The organism is Streptomyces sp. CA-288835 (assembly GCF_050936385.1).
Classification (GTDB): Bacteria; Actinomycetota; Actinomycetes; order Streptomycetales; family Streptomycetaceae; genus Streptomyces.
This window is the reverse complement of record NZ_JBNJMW010000001.1, coordinates 5,461,144-5,476,376: the sequence shown is the minus strand read 5'-3', so window position 1 is coordinate 5,476,376 and position 15,233 is coordinate 5,461,144. Positions and strand designations below refer to the sequence as shown.

General features: G+C 67.5%; 14 protein-coding genes and 3 tRNA genes. 7 read left to right on the top strand and 10 right to left on the bottom strand.

What is annotated here, in order from left to right:
• Positions 1–4 precede the first annotated feature (4 nt).
• From ACQEVY_RS24775 to ACQEVY_RS24745, 7 genes are all read right to left on the bottom strand, one after another.
• Positions 5–526 carry a hypothetical protein gene (locus ACQEVY_RS24775; RefSeq protein WP_432951657.1) on the bottom strand — a complete coding sequence of 174 codons (522 nt, stop codon included), beginning with the start codon at positions 524–526 and terminating at the stop codon, positions 5–7.
• The gene (locus ACQEVY_RS24770) at positions 510–1,001 is read right to left on the bottom strand and encodes an RNA polymerase sigma factor (RefSeq protein WP_328770493.1); all 492 of its coding nucleotides are present in this window, start codon (positions 999–1,001) and stop codon (positions 510–512) included. The genes ACQEVY_RS24775 and ACQEVY_RS24770 overlap by 17 nt, the downstream gene beginning before the upstream one ends.
• A 301-nt stretch (positions 1,002–1,302) precedes the next feature.
• Positions 1,303–1,917, bottom strand: coding sequence for a class F sortase (locus ACQEVY_RS24765; protein WP_432951656.1), 615 nt, complete (start codon positions 1,915–1,917; stop codon positions 1,303–1,305).
• Positions 1,914–2,339 (bottom strand): sortase-dependent protein, encoded by a 426-nt coding sequence (locus ACQEVY_RS24760; protein ID WP_432951655.1) that lies wholly within the window; start codon positions 2,337–2,339, stop codon positions 1,914–1,916. Before ACQEVY_RS24760 ends, ACQEVY_RS24765 begins: the two co-directional genes overlap by 4 nt.
• Positions 2,340–2,478: 139 nt before the next feature.
• A complete protein-coding gene (locus ACQEVY_RS24755) occupies positions 2,479–2,871 on the bottom strand; it encodes a hypothetical protein (protein WP_432951654.1) in 393 nt (130 codons plus the stop codon).
• Between the two features lie 129 nt (positions 2,872–3,000).
• The gene (locus ACQEVY_RS24750; RefSeq protein ID WP_432951653.1) at positions 3,001–3,732 is read right to left on the bottom strand and encodes a response regulator transcription factor; all 732 of its coding nucleotides are present in this window, start codon (positions 3,730–3,732) and stop codon (positions 3,001–3,003) included.
• Between the two features lie 46 nt (positions 3,733–3,778).
• On the bottom strand, positions 3,779–4,264 hold the full coding sequence (locus tag ACQEVY_RS24745) for a MarR family winged helix-turn-helix transcriptional regulator (RefSeq protein ID WP_432951652.1): 486 nt from the start codon (positions 4,262–4,264) through the stop codon (positions 3,779–3,781).
• A 101-nt stretch (positions 4,265–4,365) separates the two neighbouring features.
• Between ACQEVY_RS24745 and ACQEVY_RS24740 the strand changes: the two genes are divergently transcribed.
• The 3 genes from ACQEVY_RS24740 to ACQEVY_RS24730 all read left to right on the top strand — a co-directional run bounded on the left by ACQEVY_RS24740 (position 4,366) and on the right by ACQEVY_RS24730 (position 5,589).
• Positions 4,366–5,136, top strand: a complete 771-nt coding sequence (locus ACQEVY_RS24740) for an SDR family NAD(P)-dependent oxidoreductase (protein WP_432951651.1) — start codon at positions 4,366–4,368, stop codon at positions 5,134–5,136.
• Between the two features lie 283 nt (positions 5,137–5,419).
• Positions 5,420–5,494, top strand: a tRNA-Asp gene (locus ACQEVY_RS24735).
• A gap of 21 nt (positions 5,495–5,515) precedes the next feature.
• A tRNA-Phe gene (locus ACQEVY_RS24730) sits at positions 5,516–5,589 on the top strand.
• Between the two features lie 147 nt (positions 5,590–5,736).
• Here the strand turns inward: ACQEVY_RS24730 and ACQEVY_RS24725 are convergent.
• The gene (locus ACQEVY_RS24725) at positions 5,737–6,909 is read right to left on the bottom strand and encodes an RNA-guided endonuclease InsQ/TnpB family protein (protein ID WP_432951650.1); all 1,173 of its coding nucleotides are present in this window, start codon (positions 6,907–6,909) and stop codon (positions 5,737–5,739) included.
• 202 nt (positions 6,910–7,111) lie between these two features.
• On the opposite strand from ACQEVY_RS24725, the gene hrpA reads away from it, so the two are divergent.
• The 3 genes from hrpA (at position 7,112) to ACQEVY_RS24710 (ending at position 11,857) form a co-directional block, all read left to right on the top strand.
• The gene (hrpA, locus tag ACQEVY_RS24720) at positions 7,112–11,056 is read left to right on the top strand and encodes an ATP-dependent RNA helicase HrpA (protein WP_432951649.1); all 3,945 of its coding nucleotides are present in this window, start codon (positions 7,112–7,114) and stop codon (positions 11,054–11,056) included.
• Positions 11,057–11,150: 94 nt separating this feature from the next.
• A tRNA-Asp gene (locus ACQEVY_RS24715) sits at positions 11,151–11,225 on the top strand.
• A 434-nt stretch (positions 11,226–11,659) separates the two neighbouring features.
• Complete coding sequence (locus ACQEVY_RS24710; RefSeq protein WP_432951648.1) at positions 11,660–11,857, top strand: DUF6274 family protein; 198 nt, start codon at positions 11,660–11,662, stop codon at positions 11,855–11,857.
• Positions 11,858–12,293: 436 nt separating this feature from the next.
• Here ACQEVY_RS24710 and bldC read toward each other — a convergent pair whose 3' ends face one another.
• Entirely contained in the window at positions 12,294–12,500 is a 207-nt protein-coding gene (gene bldC, locus ACQEVY_RS24705) for a developmental transcriptional regulator BldC (RefSeq protein ID WP_003949541.1), read from the bottom strand.
• Positions 12,501–12,945: 445 nt separating this feature from the next.
• Positions 12,946–13,788, bottom strand: coding sequence for a hypothetical protein (locus tag ACQEVY_RS24700; RefSeq protein WP_432951647.1), 843 nt, complete (start codon positions 13,786–13,788; stop codon positions 12,946–12,948).
• Positions 13,789–14,021: 233 nt separating this feature from the next.
• On the opposite strand from ACQEVY_RS24700, the gene ACQEVY_RS24695 reads away from it, so the two are divergent.
• The gene (locus tag ACQEVY_RS24695) at positions 14,022–15,104 is read left to right on the top strand and encodes a Leu/Phe/Val dehydrogenase (protein ID WP_432951646.1); all 1,083 of its coding nucleotides are present in this window, start codon (positions 14,022–14,024) and stop codon (positions 15,102–15,104) included.
• Positions 15,105–15,233: the final 129 nt, after the last annotated feature.

The following is a 15,233-nucleotide window of genomic DNA, read 5'->3' as shown; positions in this document are numbered from 1 at the left end:
TCGGTCAGTCCGAGGTGGGCGCCTGCGACGGGGCGCCGGTGGGAATGGGACTTGAGCTGGACCCGGACCCGGACCCGGAGCCGGAGGTGGGCGGAGGCGACGAGGCGGCAGGGCCGCCCGGAGGGGTCGCGCCGGTGGGCTCGAGGGTGGAGGGTTCGGCGCTGGAGGGCTCCGAGGGCGTCGGTACCGGCGGAGCGGACGGGGCGGACGGGTCCGCGGAGTTGGGCGGAGTGGACTGGTCGGGCGGGGCAGTGGGGCTGGTCGCGGGAGGCGGGGCCAGCGGGGGCGCAGGCGACTCGGGCCCGCCGGAGGACCGCAGCAGCGGCACGGCGACGAGAACGGCGACCGCGCACGTGAGACCGGCCCCGGCCGCGGCACGGAGAAGCCGTCGGCGAGCCGCACGGCGACGGATCGCCTCGTAACGGCCGGATGGCGGGGCAAGGTGCTCGGAGGGCGGCCGGAGGATCACCGCGAGAGGGTCCTCGCCGTCGAACTCCGGGCTGCCATCGTCAAAGCGTGTGGTCAAAGCTTCTCCTCAGATGGGCACGGAGCAGTTCACGAGCGGCATGAAGATCGGCCTTGACGGTTCCTTCCTTTCGCCCGGTCACCAGGGCCACCTCCCGGACCGGCATATCGGCGTAGTAGTGCAACAAGATCGGTACGCGCAGCCGCTCCGGCAACGACTGCACCAGTAACCGAACCGTGGGGTCAGCCTGCTCGACCGGCCCCCGAACGGCAGCCTCCGAGGTAGCCCGGCGCACAGCTCTCCGCTCACGCTCCATTTTGCGCCAGTGGTCCCGCACAAGATTGGCCGCGGTGACGTAAAGAAACCCCCGCGGCTCCTCGACGGAGGCCCACCGCCCCCACAACCGAGTAAACGCCTCAGAGGCGACCTCATGAGCCGTCTCATCATCATCAACAAGCCGCCGACACCAGCCGGCAAGCCGCGGATAGAGGGCAGCAAAAAGCTCAGAGGCTGCCGCGTCACGGGACCGTTTCAACGCTCTCCAGGTTCGTCGGACACTCGAAGGAAAGGAGCCTGAATCGGTGGCATACGTTCCACCGGCCAGGTATCCGCGCCCTCTTGGGGGGCCGCAGGCCCCTTAAGGGGCGCTGGGCTGTGTCAATTTGCGGCTCCGCCGCGTGGGCGCGCCCAGCGCCCCGCTAGGGGCGCGGGGAACTGCGCGACCAGCCACAACCCACCCGCAGCCGCGACACGCAGTGTCACCCACCACCCCCTGGCGGGGGGCCTGGGGGCGCAGCCCCCCCGTTTCGGGAAGGGGCGGGACTGGGGCCAACCACTCACGCCCGCAACACCGCAAAAGCGATCACGTTGTCGCGATACCAATCCCCCCGCCGCGGCCCCCCGCACGTAATAAGCCGCAGCTCCGGCCGACCAACGTCCCCATAAACGTCATCCGCCGGAAACTCCGCCTTGGCAACCGTCCGCACCTCGGTAACCCCAAACTCCGCAGCGCTGCCGTTCTCGAGCTGCACCACAATCCCGTCCCCCCGACGCAACCGCCCCAGGTCCCGGAACACCCCATCCCCATACGACCCGACCGTGACATGCCCGAGGATCACCGAGGGCCCAACCTGCCCGGGCGTAGGCGAGTGCCGGTACCACCCCGCCCGGTCATCCGCGGCAAGCGGAGGCACCTCCACGCTCCCGTCCCGGGCCAACCCCAGCTGCATAACCGGGGTCTCGACCTCGATAGCCGGAATCCGCAGAGCAACCGGCTCCGAACGCCCAATCGGCCGCGCAGACTTCACCTTCGAGGCAGACGGCGAAGGCGAAGGCGAGCCCCCGGCCCGAGCACTCGCATCCCCACCACTCTCACCGCCACCGCCGCCGCACCCGACGAGCAAAGCCCCCAGCCCCGCCGCGACGACCGCACGCCTGGACGGCGCCGTCATACCTCCGTCGCCCTCCGCCGACGTACGAGATAGACCACCGCACCACCCCCGACGAGCACCGCCGCACCGCCCCCGATCAGCGCGCCGTCACCACCGGACTCCTCGGACCCCGACGTCGCACCGGTGTCGGGCGCCCCGCTGGGCACAACGGAGACCTGCCCCTCCGACGGCAGGGCGGTCGGCTCGCCGCTCGGCGCCACGGAGGTCGGCGCCTCAGTCGGAGCCGGAGTCTCAGAGTCGCCCGGAGCGGTGGTGGCGCTCGGCGACGGAGCCGAGGTGGGCGGCTCCGACGGGGGCAGAGTGGCGCTCGCCGTGGCGGACGGAACCGCCGTCGGGCTCCCCCCATCGGCAGCCGCGGGCACCGCACCCCCCAGCACAGCCGTACCCACAAGTGCCAAGCCGGCAAGGACAGTTCGACGCATCAGTCGCTCTCTTTCGTCGCTCCGCCCACCCACGAATTCAGTGGGCGAGTCACAGATCGAGCAGAGAGACGAGACAGCGAGGACTCGCGTTGTAAAGAACAGGCAAAGACACCGGAGACCGTACGGGCGGGTCTAAAACTCAGGCCTCCTGAAGCCGCCGGCTCTCCAGCCGCACATGCAACTCCTCCTCCTGGTCCCCCGACGCCGTACTGACCTCATGCACGGAGAACAGCGAATCCAGGGTGGCCCGGAACCGGTCGATCGCCCAGTACCCGCCCTGCACATCGGCCGTGACGGACGCCGCGAGGCGAGCGGGAGGCGCGGGCCGGGCACCTCCACGCGGATCGGCGACATCGAACGTGCCGAGCCACACCGTAGGCCGCGTAGCCGAAAGCTCCTGCGGTACGTCCTCGGCGCACCGATCGGAGCTGAAGCAGGCGCACAACGTGTCGAACACGACGCGGGCGTCTTCCTTGCTGCACCCGCTGAGCTCCACGGAGACGGTTTCCGGATGCGATCGTGCCTTGTCCATCGTGAACGCTCCTCTCGTCACCGCGCCGCGGTACCTCGAGACGGCCCGGCCAAACCACGCCCACCCCCAGAAAACCACCATCTCCGGCGATGAGCACCCCGCCGGGACGCCCCGTAAGGGCGCGGGCCCTCAGCGGCTCGAGGCCCCCAGCCAGTACCCAAAACCCCGCCGGGTATGGATCAGCGCGGGCTCCTCCTGATCCACCTTGCGCCGAAGCCGCGACACAAGCTGCTCGATCGCGTTACGAGCCCGGAACTCACCCCACACATGCCGGCTGATCTGCTCCTTCGACAACACCCGCTCCGGATTGACCAGCAGATGCCGCAACAGCCGGTACTCGGCAGGCGTGAGATCGAAAACCCGCTCCCCGCGCCGCGCCTGGCACGTCGCATCGTCCAGCACCAGATCCCGATAACAAGGCGCCCCACCTGCCCGTACGGGATTCCGCCCACGCAGTAAAACCCGCGCCCTGGCCAGCACTTCAGCGATACGAAACGGCTTGGTGACGTAATCCTGCTCCCCCGGCCCGATCTCGGGCACCAGACAGTCCAGCGACTCACACGCGGTCAGAAAAAGCATCGGCGGCCGGTCCAGCGCGGCAACGCGCCGCCCCCGCGTGAGCCCGCCCAGATCCGGCACCGTGGCATCGAGCACCACAAGATCGAACCGGTACTCCGCGACCAGCAACGCGGCCTCGGCCCCCGTACCCGCCGTACCGACCCGATATCCCGCCAACTCCAAGGTGGTCGTGAGGAGTTCTGAGGTACCCGGATCATCGACGACGACCAGAACATGCTGCCCGTCCCCACGAGCCGGCGACGGCTTCTCGCCGGCACTCCCGTACCTGGCACTCCCGTACATGGCAGGACCATCCGTGTAGGTCGTGTACTCCGGAGGCGGCGGCACCTTAAAGTCCCGCCTCCGCCCGCCTCATGAAGTCGTCGACCATCCGATGGACGAGCGAGGCGAGCTGCCGCAACTCCTCGGGCGACCAACCGGCGAGAGCCATCTGCATCCCCCGGGCGCTGGCCTCCCGTATGCGAGCGAACGCGTCCTCACCGGCCGGCGTGAGCCGAACCCGCTGCGCCCGGCGATCATCCGGATCACGGACACGGCTCGCGTAACCGCCCCTCTCCAGATGCTGCACTTGGCGGGTGACGTGCGAGGCCTCCACCGACAGCCGCGCCGCCAGCTCCCCGAGCCGAAGCGGCTCACTCTCGGCGAGCTGCCGCAGTACCGCCACGGCGGCACGGTCCAGCGGCAGCCCCGAGAGCGCCATGAGGCGCTCGTGCTGCCGGGCTCTGCCGGAGAGGTACGCAGCGCGGGTGAGCGCGCGCTCGATCATGAGCACGTCTGGGGAGACGTCACCTGCTGCAGGGGGCGGTGTGGACATGCTCTGCACTTTAACAGCGAGAATTTGCTTGACTCAAGTAATCCCACATGCTTGCCTAACTTAAATAAGCCCCCCGGCCAACAACCTTAGGGAGCACCCCCATGAGCAGCACCGGCCTTCAGGGACGCGGCGTCATCGTCACCGGAGCAGGCTCCGGCATCGGCCAGGCCACAGCCGTGAAGTTCGGCGAGGAGGGCGCGAGCGTCCTGGTCGCGGACGTCAACCAGGAAGGCGCCGAGCAGACCGTCAAGACCATCGAAGAAGCGGGCGGCACAGCCAAGGCGGTCATCGGCGACCTCCGCGACCAGAAGGTCATCGACGAGATCGTCGACACCGCCGTACAGGCCTTCGGCGGCCTGAACGTCCTCGTCAACAACGCCGGAATCATGGACCACATGTCGGCCCTCGGCGAGACCGAAGACGACGAGTGGGACAGCGTCATCGGCGTCAACCTCACCGCGCCCTTCCGCCTCACCCGGGCCGCCCTGCCGCACCTGCTCACCGCGGGCAACGCCGCAATCGTCTTCACCGCCTCCGAAGCCGCCCTCCGCGGCAGCGCCGCCGGAGCCGCCTACACCGCCTCCAAGCACGGCATCGTCGGCCTGACCAAATCCCTCGCCGTGATGTACCGAAAGTCCGGCATCAGGACCAACGCCATCGCCCCCGGCGGCACCGCCACCAACCTCCGCCCCGAGGTACGCCCGGACGCCCACGGCCCCTCCGTAATCGGCCCCCACCTCGGCCTCGGCGTCGGCGACAAACTCGCCACCGCCGAGGAACAGGCCGCCGCCATCGTCTTCCTCGCCTCCGACGCCGCGAGCTACATCAACGGCGCCATCCTCCCCGTCGACAACGGCTGGTCGGCCACCTGACGTGACAGGGCTCGTACGAACCCGGCCGCGACCGGTGTCGTACGGGCCCGGCCACTGACGCCCGGGGCCGCCGAGAAGGTCGTGGTCACCTTCGACGAGTAGCCGAGCACGCATGGACGCAGAACCGGGAAGCCGTGGCCCCGCAGGTCAGAGGTGCGGGCCACGGCCCCCGGTCTGATACGCTGATCCAGCGACATTTCGCCGCCACAGCGTGAACCCCCGGTCACAAATCCCGTTGGGAGCACGCCACCCCGTGTGCGACACTGTTCGCACGCAACAGCTTGGTCCTGTGGAGCAGTTTGGAGTGCTCGCCACCCTGTCAAGGTGGAGGCCGCGGGTTCAAATCCCGTCAGGACCGCTGCAACCTCAAAGGTTGCGCGGCTGGGTAGCTCAGTTGGTACGAGCGATCGCCTGAAAAGCGATAGGTCGCCGGTTCGACCCCGGCCCCAGCCACAGTCAAGGCCCCAATCTCCGGATCGGGGCCTTCTCATGTGTCCCATTCCTCGCTGTACGAGCGTCCGCGTCCGCTGCCAGGCAATTGCGCTCCGGCTTGCAGCTCGGCCCACCGATGGCTTCGGCAGAAACCGGCGCATCCAGTCCTCAGGCCACGAGCCTGAGGACAGGGACCTGTGACTCGGCCCCGCAGACCCACATCCACCAGCCGCGTTGGGCGATGGTGTGGGACGCATTCAGATCCGCGTGCTCAACGAAGCCGCAGGTTCTGCACGTGAACACGGCCTGGCGAGGCCGGTTGCGTTTGTCGATGTGGTGGCACTGCGAGCATTCCTGGCTGGTGTACGCCGGGTTGACGTACACCACGGGCACTCCGGCCTTACGTGCCTTGTAGGCGATGAAGGAGCCGAGTTGCCCGAAGGCCCAGGAGTTCAGCGTGACGCGTTGGGGCTTTTTCAGCCGTGCCCGTTCGCGGATGCCGCTCAGGTCTTCGAGAGCGATCCCGCGGCCGGTGCGTTCTGCCTCCGCCACGATGTGCTTGCTGATCTTGTGATTGATGTCGCGGGTGCGCCGCGCCTGCTTGCCCGCGTTGCGCTTGGCTCGTCGTTTGGCCGAGCGGGTGTTCTTCTTGGCGAGGTCGCGCTGGAGGCGCCGGTCGTTCTCGCGGGACCGGTTGGTCCGTCGGCCGCTGTGGCGTCTGCCGGTGGATGTGGTGGCGATGTTCTCGATGCCGAGGTCGACGCCAAGGAAGCCCTGTGGTGTGGGGTTCTCCGGGGGTTCTGGCACGTCGATCGTGGCCAGCAAGTACCACTTGCCGTTGTGCTGGACCAGGTCGGATTCGCCCTGCCGTCGGCGGGCAAGGAGGAGCAGTTGGTCCTCTTGGCCGGTGTAGGCGAGGTGTTTCATGCGGCCTTGGACGGTCCAGATGGAGACGGTTCGCTGTTCTGTCTGCCAGGAGAGCATCCGGTCGTCGTACGGCTGAGCGGCACCGGGGCGGAAGGTGATCGGTTTGCCGGTGGCCCTGGCGCGGCGCTTGGAGCCGGGGCGGCCGAGGGTGCCGGCTTTGAGGCCGCCCGCGAGTGCCGCGTAGGCGTCGCAGGTCTTCTTGATGACGTGCTGGGCGGCTTGAGCCCCGAGACCCCAGCGGTCTTTGAGTTGGGCGTAGATCTGTGCCCGCAGTTCGCGGTTTCGTTTGATGCCGGTTGTGAAGGCGCAGCGGGACGCGTGGTTGGCTGCTTCGTTGCAGGCGTGCAGGGTCGCCTGTAGTGCCGACGCCTGGTGCGGCGTCGGCAGCAGCTTCACGCGGATGACGAGCTTCACGAACAGAAATCTAGATCTCGTCGCCGGATTCGATCTGAGAATCGAAGATCGACCACTCGACTGAGTGATGTATCGCACGGACGACCGGAACCGTTCTGGCGTGGGGGTGTCGCCTGCGGCGGCGGCCCCTGACATGGACGGTCAGGGCGGAACGCAAATCCATTCGCCACCACTTTTCCCGAGGTGCGATCCTGGACCCCGTATGTCTACGTACTCTGCCCCCGCCCTCGGTGATCTCGCCCCTCGTCTGGCTGAGCTGTCTCTGCGCGATGCGCATCGGCTTGGGCGCAGGCTGGAGGGGGCGCGTCGGATTCGTAAGGATGAGGCTCGGGCTGCCGTACTCGCCGAGATCGAGGCGGAGGTGGCCAGGGCCGAGGCGCGTATGGCGGAGCGGCAGGCGCGGGTGCCGGCCGTTTCGTATCCCGAGCAGTTGCCGGTCAGCCAGAAGAAGGATGAGATCGCGGCGGCCATCCGTGATCACCAGGTTGTGATCGTCGCCGGTGAGACGGGGTCTGGTAAGACGACGCAGATTCCGAAGATCTGTGTCGAGCTGGGTCGCGGCGTTCGGGGCATGATCGGGCATACGCAGCCCCGTCGGATCGCCGCGCGTACCGTCGCCGAGCGGGTCGCCGAGGAGCTCGACACTCCTCTCGGTGAGGCCGTGGGCTGGAAGGTGCGGTTCACCGATCAGGTGAATCCGGACGCCACCTTCATCAAGCTCATGACGGACGGCATCCTGCTCGCGGAGATCCAGACGGACCGTGAGCTGCGCGCGTACGACACGATCATCATCGATGAGGCGCACGAGCGGTCGCTGAACATCGACTTCCTGCTCGGCTATCTCGCGCAGTTGCTGCCGAAGCGGCCGGATCTGAAGGTCGTCATCACTTCGGCGACCATCGATCCGGAGCGGTTCTCCCGGCATTTCGGGGATGCCCCGATCGTCGAGGTCAGTGGGCGGACGTATCCCGTCGAGGTGCGATATCGGCCCCTCCTCGAAGAGGACAGCGAAGACGTCGACCGGGATCAGATCACCGCGATCTGCGACGCCGTGGAGGAGCTTCAAGGGGAGGGGAAGGGTGACATCCTCGTTTTCCTCTCGGGCGAGCGGGAGATCCGGGACACCGCGGATGCCCTCACCAAGAAGAACTACCGGTTCACGGAAGTACTCCCCCTCTACGCCCGGCTCTCGCACGCCGAGCAGCATCGCGTCTTTCAGCCGCATACCGGCCGCAGGATCGTGCTGGCGACGAACGTCGCGGAGACGTCGCTGACGGTTCCGGGGATCAAGTACGTCATTGATCCGGGTACCGCCCGTATTTCCAGATACAGCCACCGTACGAAGGTCCAGCGCCTCCCCATCGAGGCGATCTCGCAGGCCAGCGCCAACCAGCGCAAGGGCCGCTGTGGGCGTACCAGTGACGGCATCTGTATCCGCCTGTACAGCGAAGAGGACTTCAACGCCCGGCCGGAGTTCACGGACGCCGAGATCCTCCGTACGAACCTGGCTTCCGTCATTCTCCAGATGACCGCCGCGGGTTTGGGGGACATAGAGAAGTTCCCGTTCATCGATCCGCCGGATCACCGCAACATCCGTGACGGTGTCCAACTCCTCCAGGAACTGGGCGCGTTGGACCCCAAGCAGAAGGACGTACGACAGCGTCTCACCGAGACCGGGCGCAAGCTGGCCCAGCTGCCCGTCGACCCCCGGCTGGCGCGGATGGTCCTGGAGGCCGACAAGAACGGCTGTGTGCGCGAGGTCATGGTGATCGCGGCCGCGCTGTCCATCCAGGATCCGCGTGAGCGTCCGGCCGACAAGCAGACGCAGGCGGATCAGCAGCACGCCCGCTTCAAGGACGAGACGAGCGACTTCCTCGCCTTCCTCAACCTCTGGCGGTATATCCGGGAGCAGCAGAAGGAGCGGGGTTCGTCGTCGTTCCGGCGGATGTGCAAGCAGGAGTATCTGAACTTCCTGCGGATCCGGGAGTGGCAGGACATCTACTCCCAGCTTCGTACGGTCGCCAAGCAGATGGGCATCCATCTGAATGAAGAGGACGCGGGCGACCAGAGCGTCCATGTCTCGCTCCTCGCCGGGCTGCTCTCCCACGTCGGTATGAAGGACGTGAAGGAGGGCGCGAAGAACGAGTATCTGGGCGCGCGGAACGCCAAGTTCGCGATCTTCCCGGGCTCGGCGCTCTTCAAGAAGCCTCCGCGTTTTGTGATGTCCGCCGAGCTTGTCGAGACGTCCCGTCTCTGGGCGCGGGTCAACGCGAAGATCGAGCCGGAGTGGGTCGAGCCTCTCGCCGGGCATCTGCTGAAGCGCACGTACAGCGAACCGCACTGGGAGAAAGACCAGGCGGCGGTGATGGCGTACGAGAAGGTCACGCTGTACGGCGTGCCGATCATCGCGCAGCGGAAGGTCAACTACGGGCGGATCGACCCGGAGACGTCTCGCGAGCTTTTCATTCGCAACGCGCTGGTCGAGGGCGACTGGCGTACGCACCACAAGTTCTTCGCCGACAACCGCAAACTCCTCACCGAGGTCGAGGAGTTGGAGCACCGCGCGCGGCGCCGCGACATCCTGGTCGACGACGACACGCTCTTCGACTTCTACGACCAGCGGGTGCCCGAACATGTCGTATCGGGCGCGCATTTCGACTCCTGGTGGAAGCACAAGCGGCGCGAGGAGCCCGAACTGCTCGATTTCGAGCGGTCGATGCTCATCAATGAGCGCGCCGGCGACGTCAGCAAGGACGACTATCCGGATGCTTGGCGTCAGGGGCGGCTCAAGTTCCGTGTGACGTACCAGTTCGAGCCGGGAGCCGACGCGGACGGTGTGACCGTGCACATTCCGCTCCAGGTCCTCAACCAGGTCACGGACGAGGGCTTCGACTGGCAGATCCCGGGGCTCAGGGAGCAGGTCGTCACGGAGCTGATCCGGTCGCTGCCGAAGCCGATCCGGCGGAATTACGTCCCTGCCCCCGACTTCGCGCAGAAGTTCCTGGAGCGGGCGGTTCCCCTCCAGGAGCCGCTGACGACGACGATGGCGCGCGAACTGAAGCGCATGGTCGGCGTGCCCCTCACTCCCGACGACTTCGACTGGGCGAGGGTCCCGGACCATCTCCGCATCACCTTCCGGATCGTCGACGAGCGGCGGCGCAAGCTGGCCGAGGACAAGGATCTGGAGTCGCTGAAGCTGCGCCTGAAGCCGAAGGCGCGGCAGGCGATCTCACAGGCGGCAGCGGCCACGGCCGAGCGGACGGGCGGGGAGGCCCTGGAGCGCAAGGGGCTCACTGACTGGACGATCGGGTCGCTCTCGCGCGTCTTCGAGACGCGTCGCGCCGGCCAGCCGGTGAAGGCGTACCCGGCGCTCGTCGATGACGGTGACACCGTCTCCGTACGGCTCTTCGACACCGAGGCCGAGCAGCAGCAGGCGATGTGGAAGGGCACGCGGCGGCTGATTCTGCTGGGGATTCCGGTGAACCCGGCGAAGTTCGCGTCGCAGAAGCTCACCAACCCGCAGAAGCTGGCGCTGTCGGCGAACCCTCATGGATCGATCCAGGCGCTGTTCGACGACTGCGCGATGGCTGCCGCCGACAAGCTGATCGGGGACTTCGGGGGGCCGGCCTGGGACGAGGAGTCGTATCGGAAGCTGTACGACAAGGTGCGGGCCGAGATCGTGGACACGACGATTCGTACGGTCGACCAGGTTCAGCAGGTCCTGGCCGCCTGGCAGGCGTGTGAGCGGCGTCTGAAGTCCCTACGGAGTCCTGCGTTGCTCGCGAACCTTGCGGACGTACGGGGGCAGCTGGACGGGCTTGTGAAGCCGGGGTTCGTGACTGAGGCGGGGATTCGTCGGCTGCCGGATCTGATGCGGTATCTGGTGGCGGCGGATCGGCGGCTGCAGCAGATGCCTACGAATGTTCAGCGGGATACGACTCGTATGGCGAAGGTGCATGAGATGCGGGACGAGTACGCGTGGCTGCTTGAGCAGATGTCTGCGGGGCGGCCTGTGCCTCAGCAGGTGCTGGAGATTCGGTGGATGATCGAGGAGTTGCGGGTCAGCTACTTCGCCCACGCGTTGGGCACGGCGTACCCCGTCTCCGACAAGCGCATCGTGAAGGCGATCGACGCGGCTGTTCCGTAACTGCGTCTGTACGTTGGGTGAGTTCGCCCCTCGGGCGTCCCCTCCTGTACAGTTTCTTCTCGCAGCGCAACGCGACAATCGCCCTGCGAAACCTGGTCCTGTGGAGCAGTTTGGAGTGCTCGCCACCCTGTCAAGGTGGAGGCCGCGGGTTCAAATCCCGTCAGGACCGCCTAGGTGAAGGGCCCGCATCCGGTAAGGGTGCGGGTCCTTTTGCGTGGGGTTCTTTTCCCCAGCCCCGCCCCTTCCCGAAACTGGGGCTGCGCCCCAGGCCCCCTTGCCTCCGGCGGGGTGGGTGGGGGCCTCACGCGGGTTGGTGGGGTTCGCGCCCAACGGGGTGGGGTGTGGGGTTCGCTGGCTGGTGAGGCGCCCAACGGGGTGGGGTCTTGGGATCGTGCGCGGCTGCCGGTCCGTTGTAGCTGATCGCGCAGTTCCCCGCGCCCCTTCAGGGCGCTCCCCGAGCCGTCCGCCACCATGCCCCCCACCACCACCGCGCGACCGCCAACCACTCAACCGCTCGCCCAACCGCCCTCCGCCGCCCATTGACGGCGTCACATTCCGCGGGTACTCAAACACCAAGGGCTACCGATGCCTTGGAGGTGGCGTATGGCCGTGTTCGTTCGGCATGAGACTCGGGCTTTGCTTCGGGCTCATCTGCAGGCTGCCTCGGGGTACCGGCATCTGACTCGGCACTGTCCGATCTGTCACCGGCTGCAGAACCTGGCCATGGCGATGGAGCTCGCTTCGGACGACGCGGACTGCCCGGAGGGCTTGGCGGAGGACGAAAGCCCCGCATCGGCATGAGCTGCCCCCTCTACCGGAGGTAACACCGCCTCACAAGGGCTCTGCTGTGTGACGGGTGTCACTGCATAGGTTTCCGAAACGGCGGTACTCACACCCCACTCACAACGGGTCAATTTAATATGTGCAATTGCACCCTGCCCTAGGGGCCAGCCCAAACCGGACTCAAAGAGCCCTCCAGATCGCTCACAGAGCACCCGCACACCACAGGAACGCTCACGCCCCGTCAGGTCCCGACAGGCTCCGTCGGCCCCCCGCGCACAAAAAAGATCGCGCTGGACCCGGCGGAGTCCAGCGCGATCGACGACGCACCCTTGTTGCTTGAGGTTCTGGCTCGGGCGTGGGCTCTGTTGGGGCAGAACCCGCGTCGCTTGGAGCTTTGGTTCGAGCAGTTCGGCACGTTGGGGGAACCTGCCGAAATGCCCTGTTATGCAGTTGTTCAGGCTTCGCTACGCTGCTGCGGGATGCCCGCGAGCAACGCGCGGACCTCAGCTTCGCGGTAGCGGCGATGCCCGCCGAGCGTACGGATCGACGTGAGCTTGCCGGCCTTCGCCCACCGCGTGACCGTCTTCGGGTCAACGCGGAACATCGTGGCGACCTCAGCGGGGGTCAGCAGCGGCTCGGCATCAGGGGTGCGAGCGGTCATGAGCGGCCTCCTCGGGGGAACCGAACGTTCTCGGTTCATTCCTCTAAATTCTGCACCTTGACCCGCGTTGCCCGAAATGGCGGACGCGGGTCGAGTCGGTTATAGGACGAACGGCTTGTCCTCGGCACTACAACTACACCATCTGTCCAGCCGCGTCGGCCAAACCGATGGAATTGCCCTCTCAGGTGTTCATCAGCGACGGAAGCCGATGGACCATGCCATAGCGGACAGTCACGCCCCTGTGACGATCAGTCACAGGGGTGATCGGGAGTCACGAGACCCCCCATAGCGTGCAATGCTGAGATTCCACCCATACGTGGGCAGATGGAGCCCTCCCCGGACTCCTTGTCCTATTTTGACATGAGGAGGGGTGTCTGGGGCAAGGTCCGTGTTAGTGCTATCCATCACCCTTACCCGCAAAGTCCTGATGGCGACTTACGTCCCGTCAGTTCGCCGAACGGCGATCCCGGACCGCCCGCCAGCGTTCGACCAGCCGACCGTACGCCTCCCCGGCACCGACCCCGTCGCCCGTACGCAGCGCCTCGATCCCCTCGGCCACATCTGCCGCCGAGTGATCGCCGTCGAGCTGTTCGGCGGGCAGGACGTGCACCAGGCCGCCGTAATCCAGCTCCACCAGCGAGCGCGGATGGAACTCCTCCAGCCAGCGCCCCACATCGACAAGCCCGTCGATCAGCGGCCCCTCGTCGATGGCGTCCTTGAGCGCCTTCAGCCCCCGCGCCACCCGCCGCCGCGCCTGCACCATGGGCGTCCGGTAGCGCAGTACGGGCGATTCCTTCTCCGAGCCCTTGTCGTACTCGCGCTCCTCGTCACCGACGAGCACGAACCAGTTCAGCGGTACGTGCCAGGTCGAGGTGCGGATCCAGGGGCGGGCGTCGGGGTTGCGGCTGAGCCAGCGCTCGTAGTCCTGGGCGGCCTGGCGGCGTACGACCGGGGGCAGCACCGCGTCCAGGACCGGCGCCGGCAGCTCCTCGGCCAGCTCGCCCAGGGCCTGCCAGCCGCGCAGCCGAGTGCGCCAGGGGCAGACGCACAGCACGCCGTCCACGTCCGCGACGAAGGCGTCGCCGCTCTCGTGCACAGGCACCGGGATCGGGGGCGTGGGCAGCAAGTCGGCCAGGGAGCGGCGCAGTTCGTCCTGGTACGAGGGCCGGTCGGGGCGGCGCGCGTACCGCGCCCAGTGGCCGCGCTCCGGTTCCGGGAAGGCGGCCAGCGGTTCGTACACGCGCAGATACGACGCGTACGGGACGATCACCGAGGACACCTTGGGCACGCTTGCTCCCTCCCCCGCGGACCTGACGGAAAACCCTGGAAACCCCCGCGCGGGGACACGGGGACACACTGCTCGACGTCCGATGCCACAACGTGACCGTACTCCGGGAGAAGGTGATCCTGAGCGCTGCGCCTGTGGCGGGTACGCGGAGGCTCTAATCTCAAGTCACGGAACCCGCCACCCTTACGGGCCCCGCCCTCAGAACCGCCGCTACTTACCCAGGAGTCACCACCGTGACCTACGTAACCGACGGCGTCCTGCACACCCTGTTCCACTCGGATCAGGGGGGTCATGAGCAAGTCGTGCTCTGCCAGGACCGCGCCAGTGGCCTCAAGGCCGTCATCGCCATCCACTCGACCGCCCTGGGCCCCGCCCTCGGCGGCACGCGCTTCTACCCGTACGCGAGCGAGGAAGAGGCCGTCGCCGACGCGCTGAACCTCGCGCGCGGGATGTCGTACAAGAACGCCATGGCCGGGCTGGACCACGGCGGCGGCAAGGCCGTGATCATCGGGGACCCCGAGAAGATCAAGACCGAGCAGCTGCTGCTCGCGTACGGCCGGTTCGTGGCCTCGCTCGGCGGCCGGTACGTCACGGCCTGCGACGTCGGCACATACGTGGCCGACATGGACGTCGTGGCCCAGGAGTGCCGCTGGACCACCGGCCGCTCGCCGGAGAAGGGCGGGGCCGGCGACTCCTCCGTGCTGACCGCGTACGGCGTCTACCAGGGCATGCGGGCCTCGGCCCAGCACCTGTGGGGCGATCCGTCGCTGCGGGGCCGCCGGATCGGCATCGCGGGCGTCGGCAAGGTGGGCCGCCACCTGGTGGAGCACCTCGTGGCGGAGCGCGCCGAGGTCTTCGTCACGGACGTGCGCGAGGATGCCGTACGGCAGATCACCGAGCGGCACCCGGACGTGGTGGCCGTCAAGGACACCGACGAACTGATCCGCGTCGACGGCCTCGACGTCTACGCCCCCTGCGCACTGGGCGGGGCGCTCGACGACGACTCCGTGCCGGTCCTCACCGCGAGGATCGTGTGCGGCGCCGCCAACAACCAGCTCGCGCACCCGGGCGTCGAGAAGGACCTCGCCGACCGCGGGATCCTGTACGCGCCGGACTACGTCGTGAACGCCGGCGGGGTCATCCAGGTGGCCGACGAGCTCCATGGCTTCGACTTCGAGCGGTGCAAGGCGAAGGCCGCGAAGATCTACGACACCACGTTGGCGATCTTCGCACGTGCGAAGGAAGACGGGATTCCGCCGGCCGCTGCGGCCGACCGGATCGCCGAGCAGCGGATGGCTGAGGCGCGGTCCCGCTGAGGGTCGCGCGCGGTACCGGACTCCGCGGGGTACCCGTCGGCGGGTCGTGGAGATTACTCTCACGTTGGTCGGCGGGTCGTGCGTCCAGAAGAGGTTAAAATCGTGGTTGACCAGCGGGGACAGGGCTCC